This window comes from Nocardioides sp. Soil_C_8 (assembly GCF_057656315.1).
Genome location: NZ_JBDGKQ010000001.1, coordinates 1,887,040 through 1,912,046, shown reverse-complemented (window position 1 = coordinate 1,912,046; position 25,007 = coordinate 1,887,040). Strand labels below are relative to the sequence as shown.

Sequence of the window (25,007 nt, the reverse complement as noted above, 5' to 3'; positions counted from 1 at the left end):
GAGCCTACGGGTAGTCCACCTCGACCCGGACCCAGTCGACGAACATGCTGTGCTGCTTGCCACCCTTCACGGCGTAGCGCGGGACGACGTCCTTGTTGGAGAGCCTGAGGTGGAGCGGGATCGTGTTGCTGGGGACCCGGCGGGGGTCGGGCAGCGTGGTGACGCTGTAGAGCTCGTTGCCCGCGCCGTCGGCTGCCGAGAACCTCACGGTGTCACCGCCGATGGTGAACTCGGCGGCGTACTCCCACGAGGTGTCCCACGGCCCGGCGCCCTGGGGGAAGGAGTCCGCGACCGGCCAGAGCTCGGGTGCGCGGCCGGTCGCCGCACAGGCGTTGGCCGCCGTCTCGGGCGAGTCGTCGTAGCAGATGTGCGACCCCACCTGGGCGCCCGCGGGCTTCGAGGGCCCGTAGCTCTCGATCACGTCGATCTCACGAGGGTCGAGGGGGCTGGGGTGCTGGACCCAGAAGGCGGCGTAGTTGCTGCCGGTGTCGGGCATCACCAGGCTCACCGTGGTGCGCACGCGGGTGCCGGCCGGCAGGGACCAGCCGGAGTTCGAGCGCAGCTGCGCGAGGCGGTCCACCTCGAGCCTGCCCTGGCCGTCGAGGGACGCACCGTTCCACCCGGCCAGCGGGTGCCACTGGCTGGGCGCGGTGCCGGCGGGGCCGTCGAACTCGTCGTCGAAGACCACCTCCCACTCCGAGGTGGGCGCGGGCGCAGGCGCCGGCTCGGCCGCGGGCGGCGGCGTGCCGACGGCAGGGGCGGTCACCGCCGGCGCTGTCGGGTCGGCCGCGACCGGCGCGGTCACCGCGGCCTGCGGTACGTCGGCCGCGGGGGCGGTCGCGTCGGGCTCCGGGACGTCCGGGACGAGGGAGTCCGACACCGGGTTGCCGGTGCACGCGGTCACTCCCACCAGCACGGCCGCTGCGAGGACCCCGGCGGACCGGCGGTCGCCTCGCCGCGCGTGGCCCTGCCCGAGCCGGTGCCTGAGCCGGTGCCTGAGCCGGTGCATGAGCCTCCCGATGTGGTGACGGCCTGGCCGTCTCGTGCTGGTGGTCCGTGCCGGCCCGTGATGAGCAGCCGACGATACGTGCTCGCGCCAACGGCGCGTGGAGCGACTCTCAGCCGACGGTCGTCAGCAGCTGCGTCGCGCGGGTGAGCACGACGTAGAGGGTGGCCCGGCCCGTGGCCGACTCGTCCTCGATCTCCTGCGGCGAGACCACGACGATGCCGTCGAACTCCAGTCCCTTCGTGTCGAGTCCGGTCAGCACGACCACCCGGTCCTCGCCGCTCGGCGTGACCCTCGAGTCGACGGCTGCCCGGGCGCCGGCGGCGTCGTCGGCCAGCTCGGGCCACGACGCCAGCCAGGCGTTGACCTCGGATCGACGGGCGACCGGCACGACGATGCCGACGGTGCCCTCGACACGACCGGCGATCGTGGTGACGGCGTCGCGCACGGCGGCCTCGAGGTCGTCGACCGGGCCGACGACCTGCGGCTCCTCGCCCGTGCGGCGTACGGCGTCGGGGAGGTCGGCGTCGAGCCCCACCCGGCGCGCGTAGTCGGCGGCGAAGGCGTAGATCTCGGCGGAGTTGCGGTAGTTCGTCGAGAGGTGGAACTCGTGGAGCTCCTTGCCCTCGAGCGCCTCGGCGCGCGCGGCGGCGGCCTCCGGGGCGTCGGGCCACGACGACTGCGCCGGGTCGCCGACTATCGTCCAGCTCGCGGCGCGGCCGCGACGGCCGACCATCCGCCACTGCATCGGGGTGAGGTCCTGCGCCTCGTCGATGAGGACGTGGGCGTAGCCGTCGTCCTCGATGCGGTGGGTCGGCGGCGCCCACTGCCGGCCGCCGGGGGCGTAGTCGCGCTCGGAGATGGTGGTGAGCTCCTGCAGGTCGACGCCGCCCTCGAGCAGGCCCGTCTCGTCGAGGTCGCGCTCGTCGTCGGTGCGCTGCGGGACGTCGCCGAGGGCGTAGCGGAGCTCGTCGACGAGCGGGACGTCCTCGATCGAGAGGTCGCCGGACGCCCACGACTTCAGGAGCAGCAGCTGCTCCTCGCGACTGATCACGCCCTCGCCCACGCGGGCCAGGAAGTCGGGCTCGCGGAGCCAGCCGAAGACCGTGGGCGCGTCGAGCGGCGGCCACCAGGCCGACGCGAACTCGACGAAGCCCTCGTGGCCGAGCATGTCGTCCTCGAACGCCTCCCGGCCGCGCTCCTTGCCGCGCTCGCCGGTGACCTGGCGCCACATGGCGTCGAGAAGCGTCTTGGCCACCCGCGGGAGCTGGCGGTTGCGACGCCCCTGCGACATCAGCTGGCGTCGCAGCCTTCCCAGCAGGCCCGGGTCGAGGACGATCGTCTCGTCGCGCCAGTAGATCCGGAAGCTGGTCGGCGCACCGGGCGCGTGCTGGCGGGCCGCGCGCCGCAGCAGCTCGGCCATCCGGGTCGCGCCCTTGACGTCGGCGACCGCGGGCTCGTCGTGGCGCGTCGCGCGGATGCCGCCGACGACCTCGCCGAGCGAGCGCAGGGCGACCGCCGTCTCGCCGAGGCTCGGCAGCACGCGCTCGATGTAGCGCATGAACACGCCGCTGGGGCCGACGACCAGCACGCCGCCACCCTCGTAGCGGCGGCGGTCGGAGTAGAGCAGGAACGCCGCGCGGTGCAGGGCGACGACCGTCTTGCCCGTGCCGGGGCCGCCCGAGATCGACACGACGCCCTTGCCCGGCGCGCGGATCGCCTTGTCCTGCTCGGCCTGGATGGTGGCCACGATCGAGTGCATCGACCGGTCGCGGGCCCGCGAGAGCTGTGCCATGAGGGCGCCCTCGCCGACGATCGGCAGGTCGGTCTCGACCTGGTCGTCGAGCAGCTCGTCCTCGACGCCGATGACGGTGCGGTGCAGCGAGCGCAGCACCCGGCGGCGTACGACGCCGGACGGGGTGGCGGCCGTGGCCTGGTAGAACACGCCGGCGGCCGGGGCGCGCCAGTCGATGAGCAGCACGTCACGGTCCTCGTTGCGCACGCCGATGCGGCCGATGTAGCGCGGCTCGCGGTCGATCTCCGGGTCGAGGTCGAGGCGGCCGAAGACCAGCCCCTCGTGGGCGGCGTCGAGCTGGGCGATGCGCTTGGCGGCCTGGAAGACCATGGCGTCGCGCTCGACGAGACCGCCCTCGTGCTCCAGCTTGCCGCGGCTGTGCCCCTCTGCGGCCAGCGCCCGCGCACTGCGCGTCGACGCCTCCAGCTGCACGTAGACCTCGTCGACGTACGCCTGCTCCGCCGCGATCTCCCGCGCCTCGAGCTCCTCGCTCACTCCCGCTCCTCATCCCCCATGAACCACTGCCCAACGGTCCCGGGCAGGCGGACAAGGGTACCGGCGAGCACCGACGACCACCGACTTCCCGTGGATCCTGGACCGCACCAGCGGGACGTCACCCGACGAGCAGGACGGCGCCCGCCACGCACACCGCCGCACCGATCGTGCGGATCAGGTCCGCCTGGCCGAGGGCTCGCAGCAGCTCGGGACGCTCCGCGGTGGTGCCCAGCCGGCCGTGCAGCGGCGCGGCGATCGCTGCGGTGGTGACCACCGACACCGCCCCGCCGACGAGGGCGAGCCAGGTGCCCGACGCCTCCGGCTCCGCCACGGCGGTCGAGACCAGGACGATGACGAGCGGGACGTAGAGCACACCGACGAGCGGGGCGATCCGGCGCGAGTGGCGCTCGAGCGCCGCCGGCCACGCCCCGTCGTCGACCTCCCGCAGCGCGGGGTAGACCACCAGCGACACCGTCAGCTGGAAGCCGAGGTGCGCCGCGGCGACGAGCAGCAGCCAGCTGCTCGGGTCGGTGAGGATCATCTCCACAGCCTCCTCGAAGTGGTCCTCCCACTTCTCCGGCCGGGGACCGCCCGTGGATGCAGCGCGGGCGCTACTTCTTGCGGGAGAGGAAGGCGGTCATCGCCTCGCGCGCCTCGTCGGAGGCGAACAGCCGCGTGCTGGTCTGCGCCATCTCCTCGCCGAGTGCGTCGATGCGCGCCACGAGGTCGCGGTTGAGGATGCGCTTGGACTCGCGGAGGCCCTGGGCCGCCCCGGTCGCCAGGCTGGCGCACACGGCCGCGACCTCGGCGTCGAGGTCGTCGGCGGGCACGGCCTTCGTCACCAGTCCGTACGCCGCCGCCTCGGCGCCGGTGAACACCTCGCCGCCGAGCGTGGTGAGGGCAGCGGCCCGCGGGGTCATCCGGTGGTGGACGGTGAGGCTGATGATCGCCGCCGCCAGCCCGAGCTTCACCTCGGTCAGCGCGAAGGTGGCGTCCTCGGCGCTGATGGCGATGTCGGCCGCGGCGACGATGCCGATGCCGCCGGCGCGGACGGCACCGAGGTTCTTGGTCACGACCGGCTTGTCGAGGGTGGCGATCAGGCGTTGCAGGTCGACGATCCGGCGGGTGCCGGCCTCCATGCCCTCCGTCGACGCCTCGCTGAGGTCGGCGCCGGAGCAGAAGACCTTGCCGGAGCTCTCGATCAGCACGGCCCGTACATCCGGCTCGTCGCCGGCACGCTGGAGGTGGGCGAAGAGCTCGGTCACCAGCTGGCGGCTCAGCGCGTTGCGGTTGGCGGGGCTGTCGAGGGTGATGGTGGCGACGGAGTCCGCCACGTCGTAGTGCACCAGCTCTGCGGGGGCCTGGTCGGTCGGGGCGGTCATGGCGAGCATCCTGCCGCACCTGACACATCCGGAAGCCCGGCCGCTCCGAACACCACCCATGCACCCCCTCGACCAGCGGTCCCGGCCGCGCACCCTGCGCCACGCGGCGTACGGCGTGCTCGCCACCGTCGTCGGTCTCGCCGCCGCCCACCTGGTCGCGGCACTGACCGTGCCGGCGGCGTCGCCGGTGCTCGCCGTCGGCTCGACCGTCATCGACCTCACGCCCACGCCGCTCAAGGAGTGGGCGATCCGCGAGTTCGGCAACGCCGACAAGCTGGTCCTGGTCAGCTCCGTGACGCTCGTCGTGCTGCTGCTGGCCGCGGTCGCGGGCGTCGTCACCGCCCGCCGCGAGACGGCGGGCCTGCTCGTCCTCGTGGGGCTGGCGGGCGTCGCCGGAGTGCTGGCCGTCCTGCGCCCGGGGTCCGGGCCGCTGGACCTGCTGCCTGCCCTGGTCGCCGCCGCGGTCGCCGCCACCTCGCTGTGGTGGCTGCACCGGGTGGACGGCCGGGGCGTCCTGGACCCGTCGCCGGGGGTCGACGGTCCGACACGACGCGGGGTCGTGCTGGCCACCGGTGGACTGGCGGTGGCCGCGGCTGCCATGGGGGCCGCCGGGCGCTGGGTGACGTCGTACCGCCTCGGCGGTACCGACGTCGCCCTGCCGGTCGCCACCGACCCCGCGTCGTCCTTCCCCACCGGCCTGGAGGCGAAGTACGACGGCATCACGCCGCTGCGCACCCCCACCGGCGACTTCTACCGCGTCGACACCCGGCTGACGCTGCCCACCGTCGACGTCGACTCGTGGACCCTCACCATCGACGGCGACGTCGACCGCGAGGTCACGCTCACCTTCGACGACCTCGCCGCGATGGACACCATCGAGCGCGACATCACGCTCACCTGTGTCTCCAACGAGGTCGGCGGGCCCTACGTCGGCGGCGCCCGTTGGCTCGGCGTGCCGCTCGAGGCCGTGCTGGCCAGGGCCGGCATCGACGCGACGAAGGCCGACCAGATCCTGTCCACGGACGTCGACGGGATGACGATCTCCACGCCCCTCGACGTCGCCCTCGACGGGCGCGACGCGATGATCGCCATCGGCATGAACGGCGGACCGTTGCCGCGCACGCACGGCTTCCCGGCGCGGATGGTCGTGCCCGGCCTCTACGGCTTCGTCAGCGCGTGCAAGTGGATCACCCGGATGACGCTGACGACGTACGACGCCGAGCAGGCGTACTGGACCGAGCGCGACTGGGTGGTGGACGCGCCGATCAAGATCTCGAGCCGCATCGACACCCCCAAGCCGCTCTCCGAGACCGACGCCGGGACGGTCGTCGTCGGAGGTATCGCCTGGGCCCAGGGCGTCGGCATCGACAAGGTCGAGGTGCGGATCGACGGCGGCCCGTGGCAACGCGCGAAGCTCGGGCCAGCGGTCAACGACGACTACTGGCGCCAGTGGTACCTCGAGTGGGACGCCGAGCCGGGGCGGCACCTGATCGCCTCGCGCGCGACCAACAAGGACGGCGACGTGCAGACCGACGTCCGGATGCGGCCCTTCCCGGAGGGCTCGAGCGGCCTGCAGGAGATCTCGGTCCTCATCGCCTGACCGCTGACCTCCTGCCCACCCCCCACGCGTCGTCGGGCGGTGAGTGAGGCAGGTTCCGCGCCTCCGGAACCTGCCTCACTCACCGCTCGACGGCGCGCTTGGAGACTTGTCCAAGGATTGTCCAAACTTTTTCGCCGGATGACCCATCCGCCCCCCGGCCGGCCCCGAACACCTCCTGACAGCGGGCCCCACGGCCCCCCTGAAGGCTTCCAACCGAAAGGCAGTGTCATGAACACCAAGCTCCGCACCCGCTCGATGGGCCTCGCCGCCCTCGCCCTGACCGCGTCGATGGGCCTGGCCGCCTGTGGCAACGAGAGCGACGACGGCAACGCCACCGAGTCCACCACGTCCGAGGCCCCCATGGAGTCCGAGAGCTCGGAGTCCGAGTCGCCGATGGAGTCCGAGGAGCCGATGGCCGCCGACGCGCCGTTCGGTCCCGGCTGCGCGGGCGTCCCTACCAGCGGTGAGGGCTCCGTCGAGGGCATGGCCGACGACCCGGTCGCCACCGCGGCCTCCAACAACCCGCTCCTCAAGACGCTGGTCTCCGCCGTGACCGAGGCCGACCTGGTCGACACGCTCAACTCGGCCGAGAACCTCACCGTCTTCGCGCCGACCGACGACGCGTTCGCCGCGATCCCGAAGAAGCAGCTCAACGCCCTCCTCAAGGACAAGGAGATGCTGACCACCGTCCTGACGCACCACGTGGTCGGCGAGCGGCTCAGCCCGGAGGACGTCGCGGGTGAGCACGAGACCCTGGCCGGCGACATGCTCACCGTCGAGGGCGAGGGCGAGGACTTCACCATCGGTGACGCCAGCGTCGTCTGCGGCAACGTGCAGACCGCCAACGCCACCGTGTACGTCGTCGACCAGGTCCTGATGCCGGAGATGTGAGTCGTCGCCTGACGACCACTACGTAAGGATGCTGACGTGGACCACGTGAGGCCCGTTCCGGACGGGACGCCCGAGGGCGTCCCGTCCGGGGGCGACCCAGCCCGGCTGGCCGACCTGCTGCGGCAGGCGGCGCGAGGTGACGAAGCGGCCTTCGCCGCCTTCTACGACGCGACCTCGGCCCGGGCCTACGGCCTGGCCCTGCGCGTCGTACGCAACCCGGCGCACGCCGAGGAGGTCACCCAGGAGGCCTACCTCGACGCCTGGCGGTCCAGCACGAGGTACGACGCCGGGCGCGGCAGCGCCGTCGGGTGGCTGCTCACCATCGTCCACCGCAAGTCCGTCGACCGGGTCCGCTCGGTCGAGGCGGCCACGTCCCGCGACGAGACCTGGAACCGCGAGACCGCACCGACCGACCACGACCAGACCTCGGAGGCCGCGCACGCGTCGCTCGACGCGGCCCGGGTCCGCAGTGCGGTCGCCACGCTGACGGACGTGCAGCGGCAGGCGGTCGAGCTCACCTACTTCGGCGGCTACACGCACACCGAGGTGGCTACCTTGCTGGACGTCCCGCTCGGGACGGCCAAGACACGAATACGCGACGGCCTGATCCGCCTGCGAGACCTGATGGGAGTGGCGTCATGAGTGAGATGGACATCCACAAGCTCACGGGCGCCTATGCCATGGACGCGCTCGAGGAGCTCGAGCGTGCGCGGTTCGAGCAGCACCTCGCCACCTGCGAGGACTGCCGGGCCGAGGTCGCCGAGCTCCGCGAGACGGCAGCCCTGCTCGCCGAGACCGTCGCGGTCCCGCCGCCGGACTCACTGCGCGAGTCGGTGCTCGCCGGCATCTCCCAGGTCCGCCCGCTCCCGCCGGAGGTGCCCACGGCCCCGTCGCGACACGTCGACGGTCCGGCAGCTCGGAGGCGGGGCTGGATGCCCTTTCTGGTCGCGGCGGCACTCGCGCTCATCGTCGGCGTCGGCGCCCTGGTGACGCAGCCCTGGGCGCCCTCCGACGACGTGAAGCGCCTCACCGCGGCCGAGCAGGTCCTCCAGGCCCCGGACGCGCAGGAGGTGTCCGTCGACCTCGGCGAGGCGGGACGTGCCACCGTCACCCGGTCGAAGTCCCAGGACCGCGCGGTGATCACCACCGAGGACATGACCTCCGCGCCCACGGGCAAGGACTACGAGCTGTGGTTCATCGACGGCGACTCGTTCGTCTCCGCCGGGCTGATGCCCGACGAGCCCGACCAGACCGTCGTCCTCGACGGTTCCGCAGCGGCGGCCGCGGCCGTCGGCATCACGGTCGAGCCGGACGGAGGATCCGAGCAGCCGACCAGCGACCCGATCGCCGTCTTCGACCTGTCCGAGGCGACATGAGCACCCCGGAGCCCCGGCGGATCGCCGTCGTCGGCTCCGGCGTGGCGGGGCTCACCGCGGCCTGGGTCGCGTCGCGCACCGCCCACGTGACCCTCTACGAGGCCGACGACCGGCTCGGCGGCCACGCCGACACCCACCGCGTCACGACCCCCGACGGCGAGCTGGCGATCGACACCGGCTTCATCGTGCACAACCGCCGGACCTACCCCACGCTGCTGCGGCTCTTCGCCGAGCTCGGCGTGGAGACCCAGCCCTCGGAGATGTCGCTGTCGGTCAGCGACGCCGGCACCGGGGTCGAGTACGCCGGCGCGCTCGGGCCGCGCGGCCTGTTCGCCCAGCGGTCGTCGCTCCGCTCGCCCGGGCACTGGCGGATGCTGCTGGAGATCCCGCGCTTCCACCGCCGGGCGCGCGCCCTGCTCGCGTCCGATGCCGGGGCCGACGAGACACTGCGGGACTTCCTCAGCGAGGGCGGCTTCTCCCCCGGCTTCGTCCGGCACTTCATGGAGCCGCTCGTGGCGGCCGTCTGGTCGTGCGACCCGGCGACGGCGCTGGACTACCCCGCCCGCTACCTCTTCACCTTCCTCGAGCACCACGGGATGCTCGGCGTCTTCGGCTCGCCGGAGTGGCGCACCGTTGCGGGCGGCTCAGCGACGTACGTCGCCGCGGTGGCGGCCGGCCTGCAGGAGGTCCGGCTCGAGACCAAGGTGACGTCCGTGCGCGAGCTCGCCGACGGCGTCGAGGTCACCGACGGCAGCGGAGCGACGACGCGCTTCGACGCGGTCGTGGTCGCGACGCACCCCTCCCACGCGCTCGCGATGCTCGAGGCGCCGACCGACCTCCAGCGCGAGGTCCTCTCCGCGCTGCCCTACAGCAGCAACCCGGCCCTCCTCCACACCGACACCTCACTGCTTCCCACCGCCCCCGGCGCCCGGGCCTCCTGGAACTTTCACCGCCCGGCGTCCGAGCCTGAGACGCCGCAGGGAGTGACGGTCACCTACGACCTCACCCGCCTGCAGCGCCTGCCGACCGACACCCACTACCTCGTCACCCTGGGCGGCGAGGACCTCGTCGACCCGGCGAGCGTCATCGACCGGATGGAGTACGAGCACCCGATCTACACGCCGGCGTCGGTGGCCGCGTCGCGGCGCCTGCCGGAGATCAACACCCCGCACATCGCCTTCGCCGGGGCCTACCACGGCTGGGGCTTCCACGAGGACGGCGCCCGCTCGGGCCTCGCGGCCGCCACCCACCTGGGCCTGCCCTGGGTGCGGACGACGCCTGCGCTCCCGCGGCCGGGCCGCTTCGAGACCACCGTCCGGCACACCCGTCGTACGCCCTTCAAGCGGACCTTCGAGCACCGCTCGACCTTCTGGCTCGTCGACCTCGACGACCTGCCCGACCACGGCGTGCTCGCCCGGTTCGAGGCGCGCGACCACCTCGGGTCGCCCGAGCGGACCCTCCGGCAGAACGTCGAGGACTTCCTCGGCCTCCACGGCGTGCGCCTGGGCACCGGCGGCGGCACGATCCTGATGGCCGCACAGCCTCGCTCGCTGGGCTACGCCTTCAACCCGATCAGCGTGTTCTGGTGCTTCGACGACGAGGGCCGCCAGGCGGGCGTCGTGGTCGAGGTGCACAACACCTACGGCGACCGGCACGCCTACCTCGTCCACCCCGACGAGCAGGGTCGCGCGACGACCGACAAGGCGATGTACGTGTCCCCCTTCCACGGTGTCGACGGCACCTACGACGTCGCCGTACCGATCCCGACCGACCGACTCCACGTCGCGGTGACCCTCCGTGGTCAGGACGACGGTGGCTCGGCGCCCTTCAGCGCCAGCCTGACCGGCACCCGCAGCGACGTACCCGTCCGCAGGACCCTCGGCGCTGCACTGCGCGGCAGCGCGCTGATCCGGGCACACGGCACCTGGCTGTGGGCCCGCCGGCTGCCGGTCCGTCCCCGACCCATCCATCGACAGGAGGGAGTCTCGTGACCCTCGAGAAGAACCACGACCAGCCCGGGCGCACGCGGGGGATGCCCGCCCTCGAGCAGCTGCCGTCCGGACCGCGCACCGCCGTCTCGGCCGCGGTCGCGCGCCGGCTCTTCCGGGCCGCCGTCGCCCGCCTCGACGTCACCGTCGTCGAGGAGCCGACGGGTCGCACCTACGGGCGGGGCGGACCGCTGATGCGCCTGCACCGGCCCGAGGAGTTCTACGCCCGGGTCGGCCGTGACGGCCTGATCGGCTTCGGCGAGGCCTACCTCACCGGGGCGTGGGACGCCGACGACCTGGCCGGCTTCCTCACCGTGCCGGCGGCCCGGATGGCGACCCTGGTCCCGGAGCCGCTGCAGCGGCTCCGCGCCCTCGTCACCCACCGGCTGCCCAGCCACCAGCGCAGCACCGAGGCCAACAGCCAGGCCAACGTCTCGCACCACTACGACCTGTCCAACGACCTCTTCGCGCTCTTCCTCGACGAGACGCTGAGCTACTCCTCCGCGCTCTTCGACACCTCCGTCCTCGCCACCGGCGACGGGCCCGGGTCCGTCGCCGACCACCTCGTCGCCACTCCACCGGAGCCCACCGACGACGCCGACCCGACGCGCCACCACCACGACCTCGCCGAGGCCCAGGGCCGCAAGGTCGAGCGGCTCCTCGACGAGGCCGGCGTCACCGCCGGCTCCCGGGTCCTCGAGATCGGCACCGGGTGGGGTGAGCTGGCCATCCGCGCCGCCCGCCGCGGCGCGAGCGTCCACACCATCACGCTGTCGGTCGAGCAGCTCGAGCTCGCCGAGAAGCGCATCGCCGCGGCCGGGTTCGCCGACCGCGTCCGCGTCGAGCTGATGGACTACCGGGCGCTCGCGGCCACCGGGGCGACGTACGACGCCGTGCTGTCGGTGGAGATGATCGAGGCCGTCGGCCACGAGTTCTGGGGCACCTACTTCGGCACCATCGACCGCGTGCTGGCGCCCGGAGGCCGCGTCGCGATCCAGGCGATCACGATGCCGCACGACCGGATGCTCGCCACGCGCGACGGCCACACCTGGATCAACAAGTACATCTTCCCGGGCGGCTTCCTGCCCAGCGTGGAGGCCATCGACCAGGTCACGCGCGACGGGACGAGCCTCCGGCTCACCGGACAGCTCGCGATGGGCAGCCACTACGCCGAGACGCTTCGGCGCTGGGACCGCCGGTTCCTCGCCCAGCGCGACGCCGTCCTGGGGCTCGGGTTCGACGACCTCTTCGTGCGCGTGTGGCACTTCTACCTCGCCTACTCGCAGGCCGGCTTCGCCAGCGGCTACCTCGACGTCTCGCAGCTCACCTTCAGCCGAGAGGACGGAACGACCCCGTGACCCAGACCGCTCCCAGCGACACCCGGCTCACGACGCCCGGGGTGGCCGACCGCCTCGCCACGGCGGTCCGGCCCTTCATCGGGGGCGACCTGCCGGTGCGCCTGCAGGCCTGGGACGGATCGGTCGCCGGACCCGACGGCGCCCCGCTCGTGGTGCTGCGGTCCCCCGACGCGCTGCGCCGGCTGCTGTGGCACCCGGGCGAGCTCGGCGCCGCGCAGGCCTACGTGACGGGCGAGCTCGACGTCCCCGAGCAGGACGGCTGGGACCTCGGCTCCGCCCTCACCCACGCGTTCGCGGTGGGCGCCGAGCGCGGCCTGTCCGGCGTACGCCTCTCCCCCCGCGCCATGGTCGACGCGGTCCGCACGGCCGCCGGCCTGGGCGCGCTCGGCCGGCCGCCGGCGCCGCCCGCCTCGCAGGCGCAGGTCAGGGGCAGGCTGCACAGCCTCGCCCGGGACCGGTCGTCCATCAGCCACCACTACGACCTCTCCAACGAGTTCTACTCCCTCGTCCTCGAGCCGCAGATGGCCTACAGCTGCGGCTACCACGCGACCCCCGACGTCTCCCTCGAGGAGGCGCAGCGCGCCAAGCTCGACCTGGTCTGCACCAAGCTCGGCCTCGAGCCGGACATGCGGCTGCTGGATGTCGGGTGCGGCTGGGGCTCCCTCTCCCTCCACGCGGCCGAGCACTTCGGCGCGCGGGTCACCGGGGTGACCATCTCGCACGAGCAGAAGGCGTTCATCGACGCCCGGATCGCCGAGCGCGGGCTGCAGGACCGGGTCGAGATCCGGCTGCAGGACTACCGCGAGGTCCCCGAGCGCGACCACTTCGACGCGGTCGGCTCGCTGGAGATGGGCGAGCACGTCGGCGCCCGCAACTACCCGACGTACGTCGAGGTGCTGCGCCGCTCGGTCCGGCCCGGCGGGCGCGTCCTGGTGCAGCAGATGTCGCGCCAGGGAGCCGGTGGCGGCAAGCACCCGGGCGGAGGACCGTTCATCGAGTCGTTCATCGCGCCCGACATGACGATGCGGCCTGTCGGCGAGACCGTCGGCCTCATCGAGGCGGGAGGGCTCGAGGTGCGCGACGTGCACGCGATGCGCGAGCACTACGTCCTCACGGTCGCAGGCTGGACGGCCAACTTCGAGGCCAACCTCCCCCGGCTCCGCGAGCTGGTCGGAGAGGAGGTCGTGCGCGTGTGGCGGCTCTACCTCGTCGGCGGCGCGCTCGCCTTCCGCGACGGCCGGATGGGCGTCGACCAGGTCCTGGCCGTCCGCCCGGGCGCTCCCCACACCCTGCCGGCGGTGCGCACGTGGTGAGCGCCGCGCTCGTCGCGCTCCTCGCCGCCGCCGTCGTCATGGGGTCGACGGCGGCGGTGAGCCGCCGCCTGGACAGGGTGGCCGTGGTCGACGTGGCCTGGGGGCTGGCCTTCGTCGCGATCGCCCTCGCCCTGGCGCTCGTGTGGCCCGACCCCCACTCGTGGCTGCTCGCGGCGCTCGTCGTCGTGTGGGGCGGTCGCCTGGCGTGGCACATCGCACGCCGCTCCCGCGGCCACGGCGAGGACCCTCGCTACGAGAGGATGCTCGGCGGACCCGGCTGGTCCGCCGGCGCGGGCCGCGTGATCACGAAGGTCTTCCTGACCCAGGCCGTCGTCGCGTTCCTCGTCTCGGCGCCCCTCCAGGTCGCGGCGGCGTACGACGTCCACTGGTGGCCGGTGGTCTGGGTCGGCGTCGCGGTCTGGGCGGTGGGCGTGTTCTTCGAGGTGGTCGGCGACGCGCAGCTCGAGGCCTACAAGGCGCAGCCGCGCGAGTCGCGCCCGAAGATCCTCGACACCGGCCTGTGGGCCTGGAGCCGGCACCCCAACTACTTCGGTGACGCGTGCGTCTGGTGGGGCCTGTGGATCGCCGGCGCGCTTGCCCTGGGCTGGCTCCCGGGGCTGCTCACCGTGTGGGCGCCCGCCGCGATGACGTACTTCGTGCGCAACGTGACCGGGGCCAGGCTGCTGGAGCGGACGATGTCGCAGCGCGAGGGGTGGGACGCGTACGCCGCCCGCGTGCCGATGTTCGTCCCGCGCCCCCCGCGCCACTGACGCACTGGTGATCTCCGCGCATCCGCCCGGGGGTTCTGTACGCCTGACGACCGTCCTCGGGTGACAATGCGCCGGTGGGTGAGCAGGAGGGGCTCGACTGCGCCGTCGAGGCGATGCAGGCGGGGGACGAGGCGGCGTTCCGCGTCGTCTACCGCCACGTCCAGCCACCCCTCCTGCGCTACCTCACCGTCCTCGTCGGTCCCGCCGAGGCCGAGGACGTCGCCAGCGAGGCCTGGGCGCAGGCCTTCCGGGACCTCGACCGGTTCAGCGGCGACGCCGACGGCTTCCGGGGCTGGATCACCACCATCGGCCGCAACCGCGCCCTCGACCACCTGCGCCACGCCCGTCGCCGCCCGGTCGCCGACGAGTCGATCGACGACCTCGTGGACCTGCCGGACGACGTCGACGTCGAGGCCGACACCATCGGCCGGGTCGACTCCGAGGCCGTGATCCGGCTGATCGGCAGCCTGCCCCGGGACCAGGCCGAGGCCATCATGCTGCGGACGGTGCTCGGCTTCGACGCCCCGACCGCGGCCCGCATCCTCGGCAAGCGCCCCGGCGCCGTGCGCGCTGCGGCCCACCGTGGCCTCAAGCAGCTGGCCAGGCGAATCTCCGAGGAGCCGTAACACCTGTGACTGCCGTGACGCTGAAGGGAGTGAGATGAGCACGCCGGACCCCCGCCTGTCCCGCCGTGACGCCGAGCGCCTGCTCGACGCTCCGGCGGAGCACGACAGCGTCCTCGGCTGGGCCCTCACTGCCGCCAGCGCCCCTGCGCACCCCACCGAGCTGCGCGGTGAGGACGCCGCGGCGGCAGCCTTCCAGGCCGCGCGGCTCTCGCCCCCTCCGGCAACCCGGAGCGGCTTCGTCTCACCATCGCGCCTCGGCAGCCGCGCCGCCGTCCGCGCCGTGGTCGCCACCGGCGCCGTCGTGGCCCTCACCTCGGGCGGCTTCGCGCTCGCCAGCTCCACCGATCTCCCCGGCCTGCCCGGGCTGCCGGGGCTCCCCGACCTGCCCGGGATCCCCGGCCAGGCGTCCGACCGGGCCAGCGAGTCCGTGGCCGACGGTCCGGCCGGCACGAGCGCCCCGAGCGGGGACAGCAGCGGTGGCCACTCCTCCGGCAGCGGCACCCGCTCGCCCGCGACATCCGGATCGGCCGGTTCCTCCACCACGACCGACGCACCCGGACCGTCGTCCACCGCCCCGTCGCGCTCTCCGTCCGAGACCCCCACCGACTCGCCCACCACGCAGTCCCCCAGCTTCGAGGGCCTGTGCCGGGCCTTCCAGGCCACCGACCGCACCGACGCCGGCACGTCGCTCGACAGCACCGCGTTCCTCGCGCTCGCCGCCGAGGCCGGCGGCGCCGACCGCATCGCGACCTACTGCATCGACCTCATCGGTCCGCCGAAGCAGACCAGCAAGCCCACTCCGTCCCCCGGCAAGCCCACCGACCAGCCGACGAAGGGCAACCAGGGGAATCAGGGCAACCAGGGCAACCAGGGCAACCAGGGCAACGGCAACCAGAACCCTGGCAACGGCAACCAGGGCAACCAGAACAGCTCCAGCAACGGCAACCAGAGCCCCGGCAGCCCGAGCACCGGATCGACCAACCAGCCGAACCCGAACAGCCAGACCAACAGCGGCAACGGCAATGGCAACGGGCCGGGGAAGTCCGGCAACCCCTCGACCCCGGCTCCGGTGCCCACCACCGCACCAACGCCCAGCAGCCTGGCGAGCCCCGCCAGTCCGACCAGCACGGGGAGCTCGCGCGACCCGGGCGAGAAGGGTGGCACACAGACGTCCGGGTGATTCCGGCGGCGGCCGCGTTCCGCAGGACCCGGCTCTCGTGCCCGTACGTCGACCTCCCGCCGACGTCCGGGATCCCCCCAGAACCACGAGATCCACGTCCTACCAACGCACAGACGGCGGCATGGCCCTCCCCCGGGGCCGTGCCGTCGTCGCGTCCGGAGCGGGGTCGCCCGGTCCCCGGCACGCGTTAGGTTCCTCGGCATGGGCCGCACGCTCTCCGCGCAGGAAGACACCAACCGACGGATGCTCCGCGCCCGCGACGAGATGGACCGGCGCTACGCCGAGCCGCTCGACGTGCCCACCCTCGCCGCGATCGCCCACCTGTCGGTCTCGCAGTTCGGCCGGGTGTTCAAGGAGGTCTACGGCGAGACGCCCCACCGCTACCTCCAGCGGCGCCGCGTGGAGCGAGCGATGACGCTCCTGCGGCAGACCGACCGCCCGGTGACCGACATCGCCTGGGACGTCGGGTTCGCCAGTCTCGGCACCTTCAGCCGCACCTTCAGCAACGTCGTCGGCTGCTCGCCCTCGGAGTTCCGCGCCCGCCACGCGCCGGTCGCCGTGCCGTCGTGCTTCATCGCCGCGTGGACCCGTCCGCGCGAGAGGGCGCAGACCGTCCCGGACGCGACGACATCCGGCCCCGGGACAGCCGCCCCCAGGACAGTGCTTTCGGAGAAGCGGGAGGAGGTCGTCGCTGACTAGCGTCGTCTTCCATGAACACCAACCACATCACCAGCCTCCACATCCGCAGCGTGCCCGTCCTCGACCAGGACGAGGCGCTCGACTTCTACACCACGCACCTGGGCTTCGAGGTCCGCGACGACATCGACCTCGGCTTCATGCGCTGGCTCACCGTCGGGGTGCCGGGACAGGACACCTCGATCCTGCTCGAGCTCGTCGGTGGGCCGCAGCACGACGAGGCGACCGCCTCCCAGGTGCGCGAGCTCGTGGCCAAGGGCGCCCTCGGCGGGGTCTTCCTGCTGAGCGACGACGTGCACGCGACCTACGCCGCGCTCCGCGACGCCGGCGTCGAGATCACCCAGGAGCCGGTCGAGCAGCCCTACGGCACCGACTTCGGCATCCGCGACCCGTTCGGCAACCAGATCCGCATCAACCAGTTCAAGACGGTCTCGCCCGAGGACGTCCAGGCGTCCTACGACGCGGCAGGAGCATGATCGCTCCATGAGCTATCCCCCTCCGATCTACCACGGCGACTCCGGCGAGGTGTCGGCCCACGTCGTGCCGGCGGGCATCGAGCCCGCGGTCGTCTACCCCAACGGCAACAAGGTCTTCTACCTCGCCCAGGGCACTGCCACCCAAGGCACGTTCGGGCTCTACCGGTGGGAGTTCGCGGGCCCCGAGAGCGGCCCCGGTGCCCATTTCCACCGCACGATCACCGAGTCGTTCTACGTCCTCGAGGGCACCGTCACCATCTTCGACGGCACCGACTGGGTGAAGTGCCACGCCGGCGACTTCGCCCACGTCCCCGCCGGGGGGATCCACGGGTTCCGCAACGAGGACGGCGCCGCCAGGATGCTCCTCCACTTCGCGCCGGGCGCTCCGCGCGAGGCCTACTTCGAGGGCCTTGCCGCCGGCATGGGCAACCTCGACGGCGACGCCTACGACCGCTTCATGCAGGAGCACGACAACACATGGGTCTGAGCGAGCCCTGATGGACCGCGTCGCCGCGGCGTTCGACGCCACCCCGCGCCAGGACTTCCTGCCGCGCGCGGTGCGGCGTCGAGCGTCGTACGACGGCCCGCTGGGGATCGCCGCGGGCCAGACCAACTCCCAGCCCCGCACCGTCGACGACATGCTGCGGCTGCTCGACGTCCGCACCGGGCAGCGGGTGCTCGACGTCGGGTCCGGGAGCGGGTGGACGACCGCGCTGCTCGCGCACCTCGTCGGCCCGGAGGGGTCGGTGCTCGGCGTCGAGCTCGAGCCGGAGCTGGTGTCGTTCGGGTCGGCCAACCTCGCCCGCGCCGACCGGCCGTGGGCGAGCATCCGGCAGGCCGACGCCGGCGTGCTCGGCGACCCCGCCGGGGCGCCGTACGACCGCATCCTCGTCTCCGCGATGGCCGACGCGCTGCCCGTCGCCCTGGTCGAGCAGCTCACCGACGGCGGGATCCTGGTGGTGCCGGTGGACGGGACGATGCTGCGCGTGACCAACCCCGGCGCGGTCGTCACCGCGCACGGGCGCTACCGGTTCGTGCCGCTGCGCTGAGCCTCCCGGCCGGTCGACCGGCGGGCGAGCCGCACGGGCAGGCTGGCCGCGGCCTCCAGCGGACCGCGCAGCCGGAGCAGGCGGAGCAGCGCCCCGATCGCCAGCAGCACGACGACGTGCGCGAGGTAGGTCGAGGGATCCTCCTCGGGCCACACCGCCTCGGTGCGCATCACGACGTGGAGTGAGTAGAGCGTGAGCGTCGCCGCACCCGCACCGAGCAGGACGGCGAGCACGGCGGTCGCCGGCCGGGGCAGGAGCTGTGCGACGAGCAGGCACAGCGCGATCACCAGGACCGCACTGCCGATGGTCTGCGCGAGGTCGAACGGCGTCGCGGAGTGGGGTGCGACGAGCAGCAACCAGTCCCAGTCGCCGTCGGCGGGCGTCGTGCCGTACATCCCGGTCGCGTTGTCGGAGGCGACCGCGGGATCGACCAGCGTCCGCGACACCTGCGTCGCGAGCACTGCCAGCGACAACCCACCGAGGGCCAGGCCGCCGAGCAGCGAGGTGTCGCGCAGGTCGAGACGACCGAGCACGAGGCCGGCGAGGAGGTAGGCCAGCCACGGCACCACCGGGTAGTAGCCGGTGAGGAGCAGCTCGCTCGCCAGCTGCCCGGGGTCGGCGAGCTGCTCGAAGGTCGGGCTGTCGAAGCCCCGCTCGGGCAGGTGCGGCCGCACCAGGTGCGAGGCGACCGGCGCGAGGGCCACCCACGCGACGGTGAGCGGCAGGAGCGAGCGGACGCGCAGCAGCGTGAAGGGCAGGCCCAGGACGAACAGCACGCCGTAGTAGGTGAGGATCACCGCGATGCCGGTGTCGAGGCCGCCGAGCACGAGGCCGAGCGCCCCGATCAGCAGTGCCCGGACGGCGATGCCGAGCGTGTGCAGCGCGAGCGGGCGGCCCCGCAGCGGCTCGCGCGTCATCAGCGCCAGGCTCACCCCGGCCAGCACGGCGAAGAGCGCTGAGGCCCGGCCGCCGGCCAGCCACTGGGCGGTGGTGAGGTCGCCGGCGGGTGTGCGCTCGTCGAGCACGTGGGTGGCGACCATGCCCAGCAGTGCGAGGCACCGGGCGACGTCCAGCCCGACGAGGCGGTCGCGCGACGTCCCGGTCATGGCGCCCATCCTGCCGGGCGGCCCGCGACGGCTGACGCCCCTCAGGCCCTGGGCCGGGCGACCTGCTCGGCGAGGTGCGCCGGCGCCTGGATGCAGTAGGAGTCGGTCAACAGCTCGGCGAGCTCGTCCCAGTCGGTGTCGTCGTCGAGGAGCATCCCGATGTAGTTGCCGCCCCAGCCGGCACGGAAGTACGGGTCACCCATGTGCTCGAAGGCCGCCACCTCGTCGGGCTCACCGCGGAAGGTGATCCGGAAGAGCTGGTCCTCCCCGCCGAAGACGTGGGCGACGGTCGCACTGCCGACGCGCCACCGCGTGCCGGTCCACGCCGACTCCTGCCGGCAGCGCGGCAGCGCGCCGAGCACCGCGTCGATGCGCAGCACCCACTCCTCGGGCACGAGGGGACGGTCGGCGAGGGCCACGGTCGTGATCCTGCCACCGCGCACCGACACCATGGAGGCAGTTCGGGGCCGGCCCGTCGCGTGGTTACGCTCGAGCGCGGGCCATCACACGCGAACTGCCTGCATGGTGCACGCGCCAGGCCCCGATATCTGAGGACGCGGCGAACGGATTCAGCGGCCCGATCTGCACGTGACGTCCTCAGATATCGGGGTGTGGGGGTCGACCAGCGATTGGCGTCAGCCGAGAGGACGCAGCACGTACCGGACCAGGGCGGTCCCGCCCCACCGGGGCGCGGCGCCGACGAAGCCGAGCTCGACCTTCACGCGGAGGCCGCGCCCGTGCGCGCGGACCACGAACTCCTCGCGCAGCTCGGGCTCGGTCTCGGGTCCGGTCTCCACCTCGACCGTGCGACTGACCGAGGCGACGCCCTGGAACCCCTTCGCCCGCAGCTGGCGCACCAGGTGGCGCCGCTCCGGCGCGAGGTCGTCGGTCTCCATCGCCAGATCCAGGTACTGGGTGCAGTCGGCCCGGATGTAGCCGCGCACCGTGAACGGTCCCTGGGGCAGCGGCACCGCCCGTGGGAAGTCCGCCGGATCGGTGCTGACGGCAGCGCACGCACCCGGTCGGTCCGCGGCGCGCGCGTGCGCCGGTCCCGCGGCCACCGCGGCCACGGAGCTGCTCCCCAGGACGACGAGGGCTCCGGCCAGGGCGTGGATCAGGCGGGTGGGTACCAGGCTCGGCTTCGGCATGGGTGGAGTGAAGCGCACCGACCGGCGCCCTCGCAGCGTTTTTCAGTAGGACTTCGGCAGGCCGAGGCTGTGCATCGCGACGAAGTTGAGGATCATCTCCCGGCTCACCGGGGCGATCCGGCCGGCGCGGGCGGCGACCAGCAGGCCCGCCATGCCGTACTCCTGCGTGATGCCGTTGCCGCCGTGGGTCTGCACGGCCGCGTCGACGGCGTGCACGGCGGCCTCGGCGGCCGCGTACTTGGCCATGTTGGCCGCCTCACCGGCTGCCATGTCGTCGCCGGCGTCGACGAGCGCGGCGGCCTTCTGCGTCATCAGCCGGGCGAGCTCGTTCTCGATGTGGGCCGTGGCCAGCGGGTGGGCGATCGCCTGGTGGGAGCCGATCGGCGCCTTGAAGACCGTGCGCTCCTGGGCGTACGACGACGCCCTGGCGAGGGCGTGGCGGGCGAGACCGGTGGAGAAGGAGGCAGCCATGATCCGCTCGGGGTTGAGCCCGGCGAAGAGCTGGACCAACCCGCCGTCCTCGTCGCCGACGAGCGCGTCGAGGGGCAGGCGTACGTCGTCGATGAAGACCTGGAACTGCTTCTCCGGACTGACGATCTCCATCGGGATGGCGGTGTACTCGAAGCCGGCGGCGTCGGTCGGGACGACGAAGAGGCACGGCTTGAGCTTGCCGGTCCTCGCGTCCTCGGTGCGCGCGACGACGAGCACGTTGGCCGCCTCGTCGACGCCGGAGATGTAGATCTTCTGGCCCCTGAGCACCCACTCGTCGCCGTCGCGGCGGGCGGTGGTGGTGATGTTGTGCGAGTTGGTGCCGGCGTCGGGCTCGGTGATCGCGAACGCCATGGTCGCGGTGCCGTCGCAGATCCCGGGCAGCCACTGCTGCTTCTGCGCCTCGGTCCCGTAGCGGGCGATGACCGTGCCGCAGATCGCCGGGCTGACGACCATCATCAGGAGCGGGCAGCCCTGCGCGGCGAGCTCCTCGCAGACCGCGGCCACGTCGCCGATGCCGCCGCCCCCGCCGCCGTACTCCTCCGGGATGTTGATGCCGAGGTAGCCCGCCCTGGCGATCTCGAGCCACAGCTCGGTGGTCTTCTCGCCGGAGCGTGCGCGCTCGACGAACCAGTCGCGCCCGTACTTGCCGGCGAGCCTCGCGACCTGCGTGCGCAGCTCCACGCGCTCCTCGGACTCCGTGAAGTTGGTCATGCGTTCTCCTCGACTACTGCCAGGACCTCCCCGGACGCGACCTGCGACCCGGGCTCGACGTTGATCTCGGTGACGGTGCCGTCGTGCGGCGCGGTCACGGTGTGCTGCATCTTCATCGCCTCGAGCACCAGGACGGCGTCGCCCGCGGCCACCTCCTCGCCGGCCGCGACCTTGACCGCGACCACCGTCCCTGGCATCGGCGCGAGCAGCGAGCCGCTCGCCACCGCGTCGGCGGGGTCGGTGAAGCGCGGCAGCTCGCGCAGCCGGACGGACCGAACGGCCCCGTCGACGTACACCTCACGCGTGCCGGAGCGCCGGTCGACCTGGATCAGTCCGTCCCACCGCTGCTCCACGCCGTCGACCTCGAGCCGGGCGTGGGTCGGCGAGACCTCGAGCACCGTCACGCCGTCGACCGCGAACCCGTCGCGCGCACCCCACCACTCGACCGGGTCGTGACCCTCGAACGTCGTGCGCTGAGGCTGGCTGACGACGTTGCGCCAGGCGGCGGGGACGCCCAACTGGACCGTGCGCCGGGCGGCGTCGTCGGCCGCGAGCATGAGGGCTCCCGCGACGAGCGCGGTGCGGTCGCTGGCCAGTGAGTCGCTGGGAGACTCAGCGGGAATCGGACCTGACTCCAGCCAGGTGGTCGTCATCTCGCCGGCCACGAAGACCGGGTCGGTGAGGATCGCGACGAGCTGGTCGCGGTTGGTGGTGACGCCGTGGATGCGTGCCCGGCGGAGGGCCGCGACGAGCATCCGGATCGCCCCCTCGCGGGTCGGCGCCCACGCCATCACCTTGGCCAGCATGGCGTCGTAGAACGTCGACACCTCGTCGCCCGACGCGAAGCCGCTGTCGACCCGGACACCGAAGTCGGCCATCGGCAGGAACTCGTCGTCCGACGGCAGGTCGAAGGTGACCAGCCGCCCGCTCTGCGGGACGTACGCCGCGTCCTCGGCGTAGAGCCGGACCTCGATCGCGTGACCACCGCGGAACGGGACGTCCTGCGGCAGGCCACGACCCTCGGCCACCGCGATCTGCTGCTCGACGAGGTCCAGCCCGCGGACCAGCTCGGTCACCGGGTGCTCGACCTGGAGGCGCGTGTTCATCTCGAGGAAGAAGTAGCGGTCGGTGGCCGGGTCGTAGAGGAACTCGACCGTGCCCGCGCCGCGGTAGTCGATGTCGCTCGCGAGTCGCTCGGCCGCCTCGCACATGGCCGCTTCCGTGGCCGCCGGCAGCCCGGGTGCCGGTGCCTCCTCGACCACCTTCTGGTGCCGACGCTGGACCGAGCAGTCCCGGGTGCCGATCGCGATGGTGCGCAGAGCGCTCGACACGACCTGCACCTCGACGTGGCGGCCGGCCTCGACATAGGGCTCGACGAAGACCGTGCCGTCGCCGAAGGCCGACTCGGCCTCGGCCCGCGCCGCCTCGATCTCGGCGTCGAGCCGGTCGAGGGCGCGTACGACGCGCATGCCACGACCACCGCCACCGGCCGACGCCTTCACCAGCAGCGGGAGGTCGGCCTCGGTGGGTGACGAGGGAGCCGACAGGACCGGGACGCCCGCCTTCTCGGCGATCGCCTTGGCGCGGACCTTGTCGCCCATGGCCTCGATCGCCTCCGGCGGCGGGCCGACCCAGGTCAGGCCCGCGGCGATGACGGCGCGGGCGAAGTCGGCGTTCTCGGACAGGAAGCCGTAGCCGGGGTGGATCGCGTCGGCGCCGGACCGGCGCGCCGCCTCGATGACGACGTCGGCGCGGAGGTAGGTGTCGGCGGGAGCGTTGCCGGGCAGGCGCACGGCCCGGTCGGCCTCGGCGACGAACGGCAGCCCGGCGTCCGCGTCCGAGTGCACGGCGACGGTCTCGATGCCGAGCCGGCGGCAGGTGGCGAACACCCGGCGGGCGATCTCGCCGCGGTTGGCGACGAGGAGTCGATCGATCATGGGCGGAACACCCCGAATCCCTCGGCACCCTTGATCGGTGCGTTCTCGATGACGGACAGGCAGATGGCCAGCACGGTGCGGGTGTCCCGGGGGTCGATGACGCCGTCGTCGTAGAGCATCCCGGACAGCACGTAGGGCAGCGACTGCTCCTCGACCATCTGCTCGACCATCGCGCGCATGCCGGCGTCGCCCTCCTCGTCGTACGCCTGTCCCTTCGCCTCGGCCGCCGCGCGGGAGACGATCGAGAGCACGCCGGCGAGCTGGGCCGGGCCCATGACGGCCGACTTGGCGCTGGGCCAGGTGAAGAGGAAGCGCGGGTCGTAGGCGCGGCCGTTCATGCCGTAGTTGCCGGCTCCGTAGGACGCGCCCATGATCACCGAGAGGTGCGGGACGGTGCTGTTGGAGACGGCGTTGATCATCATCGCGCCGTGCTTGATGATGCCGCCCTGCTCGTAGTCCTTGCCGACCATGTAGCCGGTCGTGTTGTGGAGGAACAGCAGCGGGGTGTCGGCCTGGTTGGCGAGCTGGATGAACTGGGTCGCCTTCTGCGCCTCCTCGGAGAACAGCACGCCCTGGGCGTTGGCGAGGATGCCGATCGGGTGCCCGTGCAGCTGCGCCCACCCGGTGACGAGCGAGGTGCCGTAGAGCGGCTTGAACTCGTCGAAGGGCCGACCGTTGCGCTCGCTCGTGCCGTCGACGATGCGGGCGATCACCTCACGCGGGTCGAACGGCTCCTTGAGGTCCGCCGGCACCAGGTCGAGGAGGCCCTCGGGGTCGGCGTCGGGCTCGGCGAACGCGGACTGGGACACCCCCGTTGCCGCTGGACGCACGCCATGGCGTGCGTCGAGCGGACGATGGTCCGCTCGACCCGCGCCGTGGCGGCGGTTGAGCCGGGCGACGATCCGGCGCCCGATGCGGATGGCGTCGTGCTCGTCCTCGGCGAGGTAGTCAGCCAGGCCGGAGACCCGGGCATGCATCTCGGCGCCGCCGAGAGACTCGTCGTCGGACTCCTCGCCGGTCGCCATCTTCACCAGCGGCGGGCCGCCGAGGAAGACCTTGGCGCCGCCGCGCACGAAGACGGTGTAGTCGCTCATGCCCGGGACGTACGCCCCGCCGGCGGTCGAGTTGCCGAAGACCAGCGCGATCGTCGGCTGGCGCCGCGCGGAGGCCCGCGTCAGGTCGCGGAAGAGCTTGCCGCCGGGGATGAAGATCTCCTTCTGCGTCGGCAGGTCCGCGCCGCCCGACTCGACGAGGGAGATCGTCGGGAGGTTGTTCTCCTCTGCGATCTGCGAGGCGCGGAAGATCTTCTTCACCGTCCACGGGTTCGACGCGCCGCCCTTGACGGTGGGGTCGTTGGCGCTGATCAGGCACTCCACGCCCTCGACGACGCCGATGCCGGTGACGACGGACGCGCCGACGGTGAAGTCCGAGCCCCACCCGGCCAGCGGCGACAGCTCGAGGAACGCCGACCCGGGGTCGAGCAGCAGCTCGATCCGCTCGCGCGCGGTCAGCTTGCCGCGGGCGTGGTGGCGGTCGACGTACTTCTCGCCGCCACCGGCCACCGCGACCGCGTGCTGCGCGTCGAGATCGGCGAGCTTCTCGAGCATCGCCT

At 73.0% G+C, this 25,007-nt stretch carries 24 protein-coding genes; 14 read left to right on the top strand and 10 right to left on the bottom strand.

What is annotated here, in order from left to right; genetic code table 11:
• Positions 1–4: 4 nt before the first annotated feature.
• From AC3A3L_RS09365 to AC3A3L_RS09350, 4 genes are all read right to left on the bottom strand, one after another.
• On the bottom strand, positions 5–1,009 hold the full coding sequence (locus AC3A3L_RS09365) for a hypothetical protein (RefSeq protein ID WP_487639727.1): 1,005 nt from the start codon (positions 1,007–1,009) through the stop codon (positions 5–7).
• A gap of 109 nt (positions 1,010–1,118) precedes the next feature.
• Complete coding sequence (locus tag AC3A3L_RS09360; protein WP_487639726.1) at positions 1,119–3,296, bottom strand: HelD family protein; 2,178 nt, start codon at positions 3,294–3,296, stop codon at positions 1,119–1,121.
• A 118-nt stretch (positions 3,297–3,414) separates the two neighbouring features.
• Positions 3,415–3,837 (bottom strand): hypothetical protein, encoded by a 423-nt coding sequence (locus AC3A3L_RS09355; RefSeq protein ID WP_487639725.1) that lies wholly within the window; start codon positions 3,835–3,837, stop codon positions 3,415–3,417.
• A 70-nt stretch (positions 3,838–3,907) separates the two neighbouring features.
• Positions 3,908–4,678, bottom strand: a complete 771-nt coding sequence (locus tag AC3A3L_RS09350; RefSeq protein ID WP_487639724.1) for an enoyl-CoA hydratase-related protein — start codon at positions 4,676–4,678, stop codon at positions 3,908–3,910.
• Positions 4,679–4,736: 58 nt separating this feature from the next.
• Between AC3A3L_RS09350 and AC3A3L_RS09345 the strand changes: the two genes are divergently transcribed.
• The 14 genes from AC3A3L_RS09345 (at position 4,737) to AC3A3L_RS09280 (ending at position 18,001) form a co-directional block, all read left to right on the top strand.
• Positions 4,737–6,278 (top strand): molybdopterin-dependent oxidoreductase, encoded by a 1,542-nt coding sequence (locus AC3A3L_RS09345; RefSeq protein WP_487639723.1) that lies wholly within the window; start codon positions 4,737–4,739, stop codon positions 6,276–6,278.
• Between the two features lie 228 nt (positions 6,279–6,506).
• Positions 6,507–7,169 (top strand): fasciclin domain-containing protein, encoded by a 663-nt coding sequence (locus AC3A3L_RS09340; protein ID WP_487639722.1) that lies wholly within the window; start codon positions 6,507–6,509, stop codon positions 7,167–7,169.
• A gap of 36 nt (positions 7,170–7,205) precedes the next feature.
• A complete protein-coding gene (sigK, locus tag AC3A3L_RS09335; RefSeq protein WP_487639721.1) occupies positions 7,206–7,811 on the top strand; it encodes an ECF RNA polymerase sigma factor SigK in 606 nt (201 codons plus the stop codon).
• Positions 7,808–8,545 carry an anti-sigma factor gene (locus tag AC3A3L_RS09330; protein ID WP_487639720.1) on the top strand — a complete coding sequence of 246 codons (738 nt, stop codon included), beginning with the start codon at positions 7,808–7,810 and terminating at the stop codon, positions 8,543–8,545. The genes sigK and AC3A3L_RS09330 overlap by 4 nt, the downstream gene beginning before the upstream one ends.
• A complete protein-coding gene (locus tag AC3A3L_RS09325) occupies positions 8,542–10,536 on the top strand; it encodes an FAD-dependent oxidoreductase (protein ID WP_487639719.1) in 1,995 nt (664 codons plus the stop codon). The genes AC3A3L_RS09330 and AC3A3L_RS09325 overlap by 4 nt, the downstream gene beginning before the upstream one ends.
• The gene (locus AC3A3L_RS09320) at positions 10,533–11,891 is read left to right on the top strand and encodes a class I SAM-dependent methyltransferase (protein WP_487639718.1); all 1,359 of its coding nucleotides are present in this window, start codon (positions 10,533–10,535) and stop codon (positions 11,889–11,891) included. The genes AC3A3L_RS09325 and AC3A3L_RS09320 overlap by 4 nt, the downstream gene beginning before the upstream one ends.
• Positions 11,888–13,204, top strand: a complete 1,317-nt coding sequence (locus AC3A3L_RS09315; protein ID WP_487639717.1) for a class I SAM-dependent methyltransferase — start codon at positions 11,888–11,890, stop codon at positions 13,202–13,204. Before AC3A3L_RS09320 ends, AC3A3L_RS09315 begins: the two co-directional genes overlap by 4 nt.
• Positions 13,201–13,974 carry a DUF1295 domain-containing protein gene (locus tag AC3A3L_RS09310; RefSeq protein ID WP_487639716.1) on the top strand — a complete coding sequence of 258 codons (774 nt, stop codon included), beginning with the start codon at positions 13,201–13,203 and terminating at the stop codon, positions 13,972–13,974. The genes AC3A3L_RS09315 and AC3A3L_RS09310 overlap by 4 nt, the downstream gene beginning before the upstream one ends.
• Positions 13,975–14,048: 74 nt before the next feature.
• Positions 14,049–14,600 carry an RNA polymerase sigma factor gene (locus tag AC3A3L_RS09305; RefSeq protein ID WP_487639715.1) on the top strand — a complete coding sequence of 184 codons (552 nt, stop codon included), beginning with the start codon at positions 14,049–14,051 and terminating at the stop codon, positions 14,598–14,600.
• A 34-nt stretch (positions 14,601–14,634) separates the two neighbouring features.
• Positions 14,635–15,780, top strand: a complete 1,146-nt coding sequence (locus AC3A3L_RS09300; RefSeq protein ID WP_487639714.1) for a hypothetical protein — start codon at positions 14,635–14,637, stop codon at positions 15,778–15,780.
• A 201-nt stretch (positions 15,781–15,981) separates the two neighbouring features.
• Positions 15,982–16,479, top strand: coding sequence for a helix-turn-helix domain-containing protein (locus AC3A3L_RS09295; protein ID WP_487639713.1), 498 nt, complete (start codon positions 15,982–15,984; stop codon positions 16,477–16,479).
• 11 nt (positions 16,480–16,490) lie between these two features.
• On the top strand, positions 16,491–16,952 hold the full coding sequence (locus AC3A3L_RS09290) for a VOC family protein (RefSeq protein ID WP_487639712.1): 462 nt from the start codon (positions 16,491–16,493) through the stop codon (positions 16,950–16,952).
• Positions 16,953–16,959: 7 nt separating this feature from the next.
• Entirely contained in the window at positions 16,960–17,439 is a 480-nt protein-coding gene (locus AC3A3L_RS09285) for a cupin domain-containing protein (RefSeq protein WP_487639711.1), read from the top strand.
• Positions 17,440–17,449: 10 nt separating this feature from the next.
• Entirely contained in the window at positions 17,450–18,001 is a 552-nt protein-coding gene (locus tag AC3A3L_RS09280) for a protein-L-isoaspartate O-methyltransferase family protein (RefSeq protein WP_487639710.1), read from the top strand.
• On the opposite strand, the gene AC3A3L_RS09275 is transcribed toward AC3A3L_RS09280, so the two are convergent.
• The 6 genes from AC3A3L_RS09275 to AC3A3L_RS09250 all read right to left on the bottom strand — a co-directional run bounded on the left by AC3A3L_RS09275 (position 17,977) and on the right by AC3A3L_RS09250 (position 25,002).
• Entirely contained in the window at positions 17,977–19,107 is a 1,131-nt protein-coding gene (locus AC3A3L_RS09275) for a heparan-alpha-glucosaminide N-acetyltransferase domain-containing protein (RefSeq protein WP_487639709.1), read from the bottom strand. The two genes, AC3A3L_RS09280 and AC3A3L_RS09275, sit on opposite strands and share 25 nt — an antisense overlap.
• Positions 19,108–19,148: 41 nt before the next feature.
• Entirely contained in the window at positions 19,149–19,526 is a 378-nt protein-coding gene (locus AC3A3L_RS09270) for an MmcQ/YjbR family DNA-binding protein (protein ID WP_487639708.1), read from the bottom strand.
• 216 nt (positions 19,527–19,742) lie between these two features.
• Positions 19,743–20,255 (bottom strand): hypothetical protein, encoded by a 513-nt coding sequence (locus AC3A3L_RS09265; protein ID WP_487639707.1) that lies wholly within the window; start codon positions 20,253–20,255, stop codon positions 19,743–19,745.
• A gap of 42 nt (positions 20,256–20,297) precedes the next feature.
• Entirely contained in the window at positions 20,298–21,458 is a 1,161-nt protein-coding gene (locus AC3A3L_RS09260) for an acyl-CoA dehydrogenase family protein (RefSeq protein ID WP_487639706.1), read from the bottom strand.
• A complete protein-coding gene (locus AC3A3L_RS09255; RefSeq protein ID WP_487639705.1) occupies positions 21,455–23,395 on the bottom strand; it encodes an acetyl/propionyl/methylcrotonyl-CoA carboxylase subunit alpha in 1,941 nt (646 codons plus the stop codon). The genes AC3A3L_RS09260 and AC3A3L_RS09255 overlap by 4 nt, the downstream gene beginning before the upstream one ends.
• Positions 23,392–25,002: an acyl-CoA carboxylase subunit beta gene (locus tag AC3A3L_RS09250; protein ID WP_487639843.1), complete on the bottom strand. Its 1,611-nt coding sequence runs from the start codon at positions 25,000–25,002 to the stop codon at positions 23,392–23,394. Before AC3A3L_RS09250 ends, AC3A3L_RS09255 begins: the two co-directional genes overlap by 4 nt.
• Between the last annotated feature and the right edge of the window lie 5 nt (positions 25,003–25,007).

What these genes read in the sequence shown, in the direction of transcription:
- AC3A3L_RS09300 (WP_487639714.1), top strand. Translation starts at nt 14,635, where the DNA reads ATGAGCACGCCGGACCCCCGCCTGTCCCGCCGTGACGCCGAGCGCCTG.
- AC3A3L_RS09330 (WP_487639720.1), top strand. Translation starts at nt 7,808, where the DNA reads ATGAGTGAGATGGACATCCACAAGCTCACGGGCGCCTATGCCATGGAC.
- AC3A3L_RS09250 (WP_487639843.1), bottom strand. Translation starts at nt 25,002, where the DNA reads ATGCTCGAGAAGCTCGCCGATCTCGACGCGCAGCACGCGGTCGCGGTG.
- AC3A3L_RS09325 (WP_487639719.1), top strand. Translation starts at nt 8,542, where the DNA reads ATGAGCACCCCGGAGCCCCGGCGGATCGCCGTCGTCGGCTCCGGCGTG.
- AC3A3L_RS09355 (WP_487639725.1), bottom strand. Translation starts at nt 3,837, where the DNA reads ATGATCCTCACCGACCCGAGCAGCTGGCTGCTGCTCGTCGCCGCGGCG.
- AC3A3L_RS09285 (WP_487639711.1), top strand. Translation starts at nt 16,960, where the DNA reads ATGAGCTATCCCCCTCCGATCTACCACGGCGACTCCGGCGAGGTGTCG.
- AC3A3L_RS09295 (WP_487639713.1), top strand. Translation starts at nt 15,982, where the DNA reads ATGGGCCGCACGCTCTCCGCGCAGGAAGACACCAACCGACGGATGCTC.
- AC3A3L_RS09365 (WP_487639727.1), bottom strand. Translation starts at nt 1,009, where the DNA reads ATGCACCGGCTCAGGCACCGGCTCAGGCACCGGCTCGGGCAGGGCCAC.
- AC3A3L_RS09260 (WP_487639706.1), bottom strand. Translation starts at nt 21,458, where the DNA reads ATGACCAACTTCACGGAGTCCGAGGAGCGCGTGGAGCTGCGCACGCAG.
- AC3A3L_RS09290 (WP_487639712.1), top strand. Translation starts at nt 16,491, where the DNA reads ATGAACACCAACCACATCACCAGCCTCCACATCCGCAGCGTGCCCGTC.
- AC3A3L_RS09265 (WP_487639707.1), bottom strand. Translation starts at nt 20,255, where the DNA reads ATGCCGAAGCCGAGCCTGGTACCCACCCGCCTGATCCACGCCCTGGCC.
- AC3A3L_RS09340 (WP_487639722.1), top strand. Translation starts at nt 6,507, where the DNA reads ATGAACACCAAGCTCCGCACCCGCTCGATGGGCCTCGCCGCCCTCGCC.
- AC3A3L_RS09255 (WP_487639705.1), bottom strand. Translation starts at nt 23,395, where the DNA reads ATGATCGATCGACTCCTCGTCGCCAACCGCGGCGAGATCGCCCGCCGG.
- AC3A3L_RS09350 (WP_487639724.1), bottom strand. Translation starts at nt 4,678, where the DNA reads ATGACCGCCCCGACCGACCAGGCCCCCGCAGAGCTGGTGCACTACGAC.
- AC3A3L_RS09275 (WP_487639709.1), bottom strand. Translation starts at nt 19,107, where the DNA reads ATGACCGGGACGTCGCGCGACCGCCTCGTCGGGCTGGACGTCGCCCGG.
- AC3A3L_RS09345 (WP_487639723.1), top strand. Translation starts at nt 4,737, where the DNA reads ATGCACCCCCTCGACCAGCGGTCCCGGCCGCGCACCCTGCGCCACGCG.
- AC3A3L_RS09280 (WP_487639710.1), top strand. Translation starts at nt 17,450, where the DNA reads ATGGACCGCGTCGCCGCGGCGTTCGACGCCACCCCGCGCCAGGACTTC.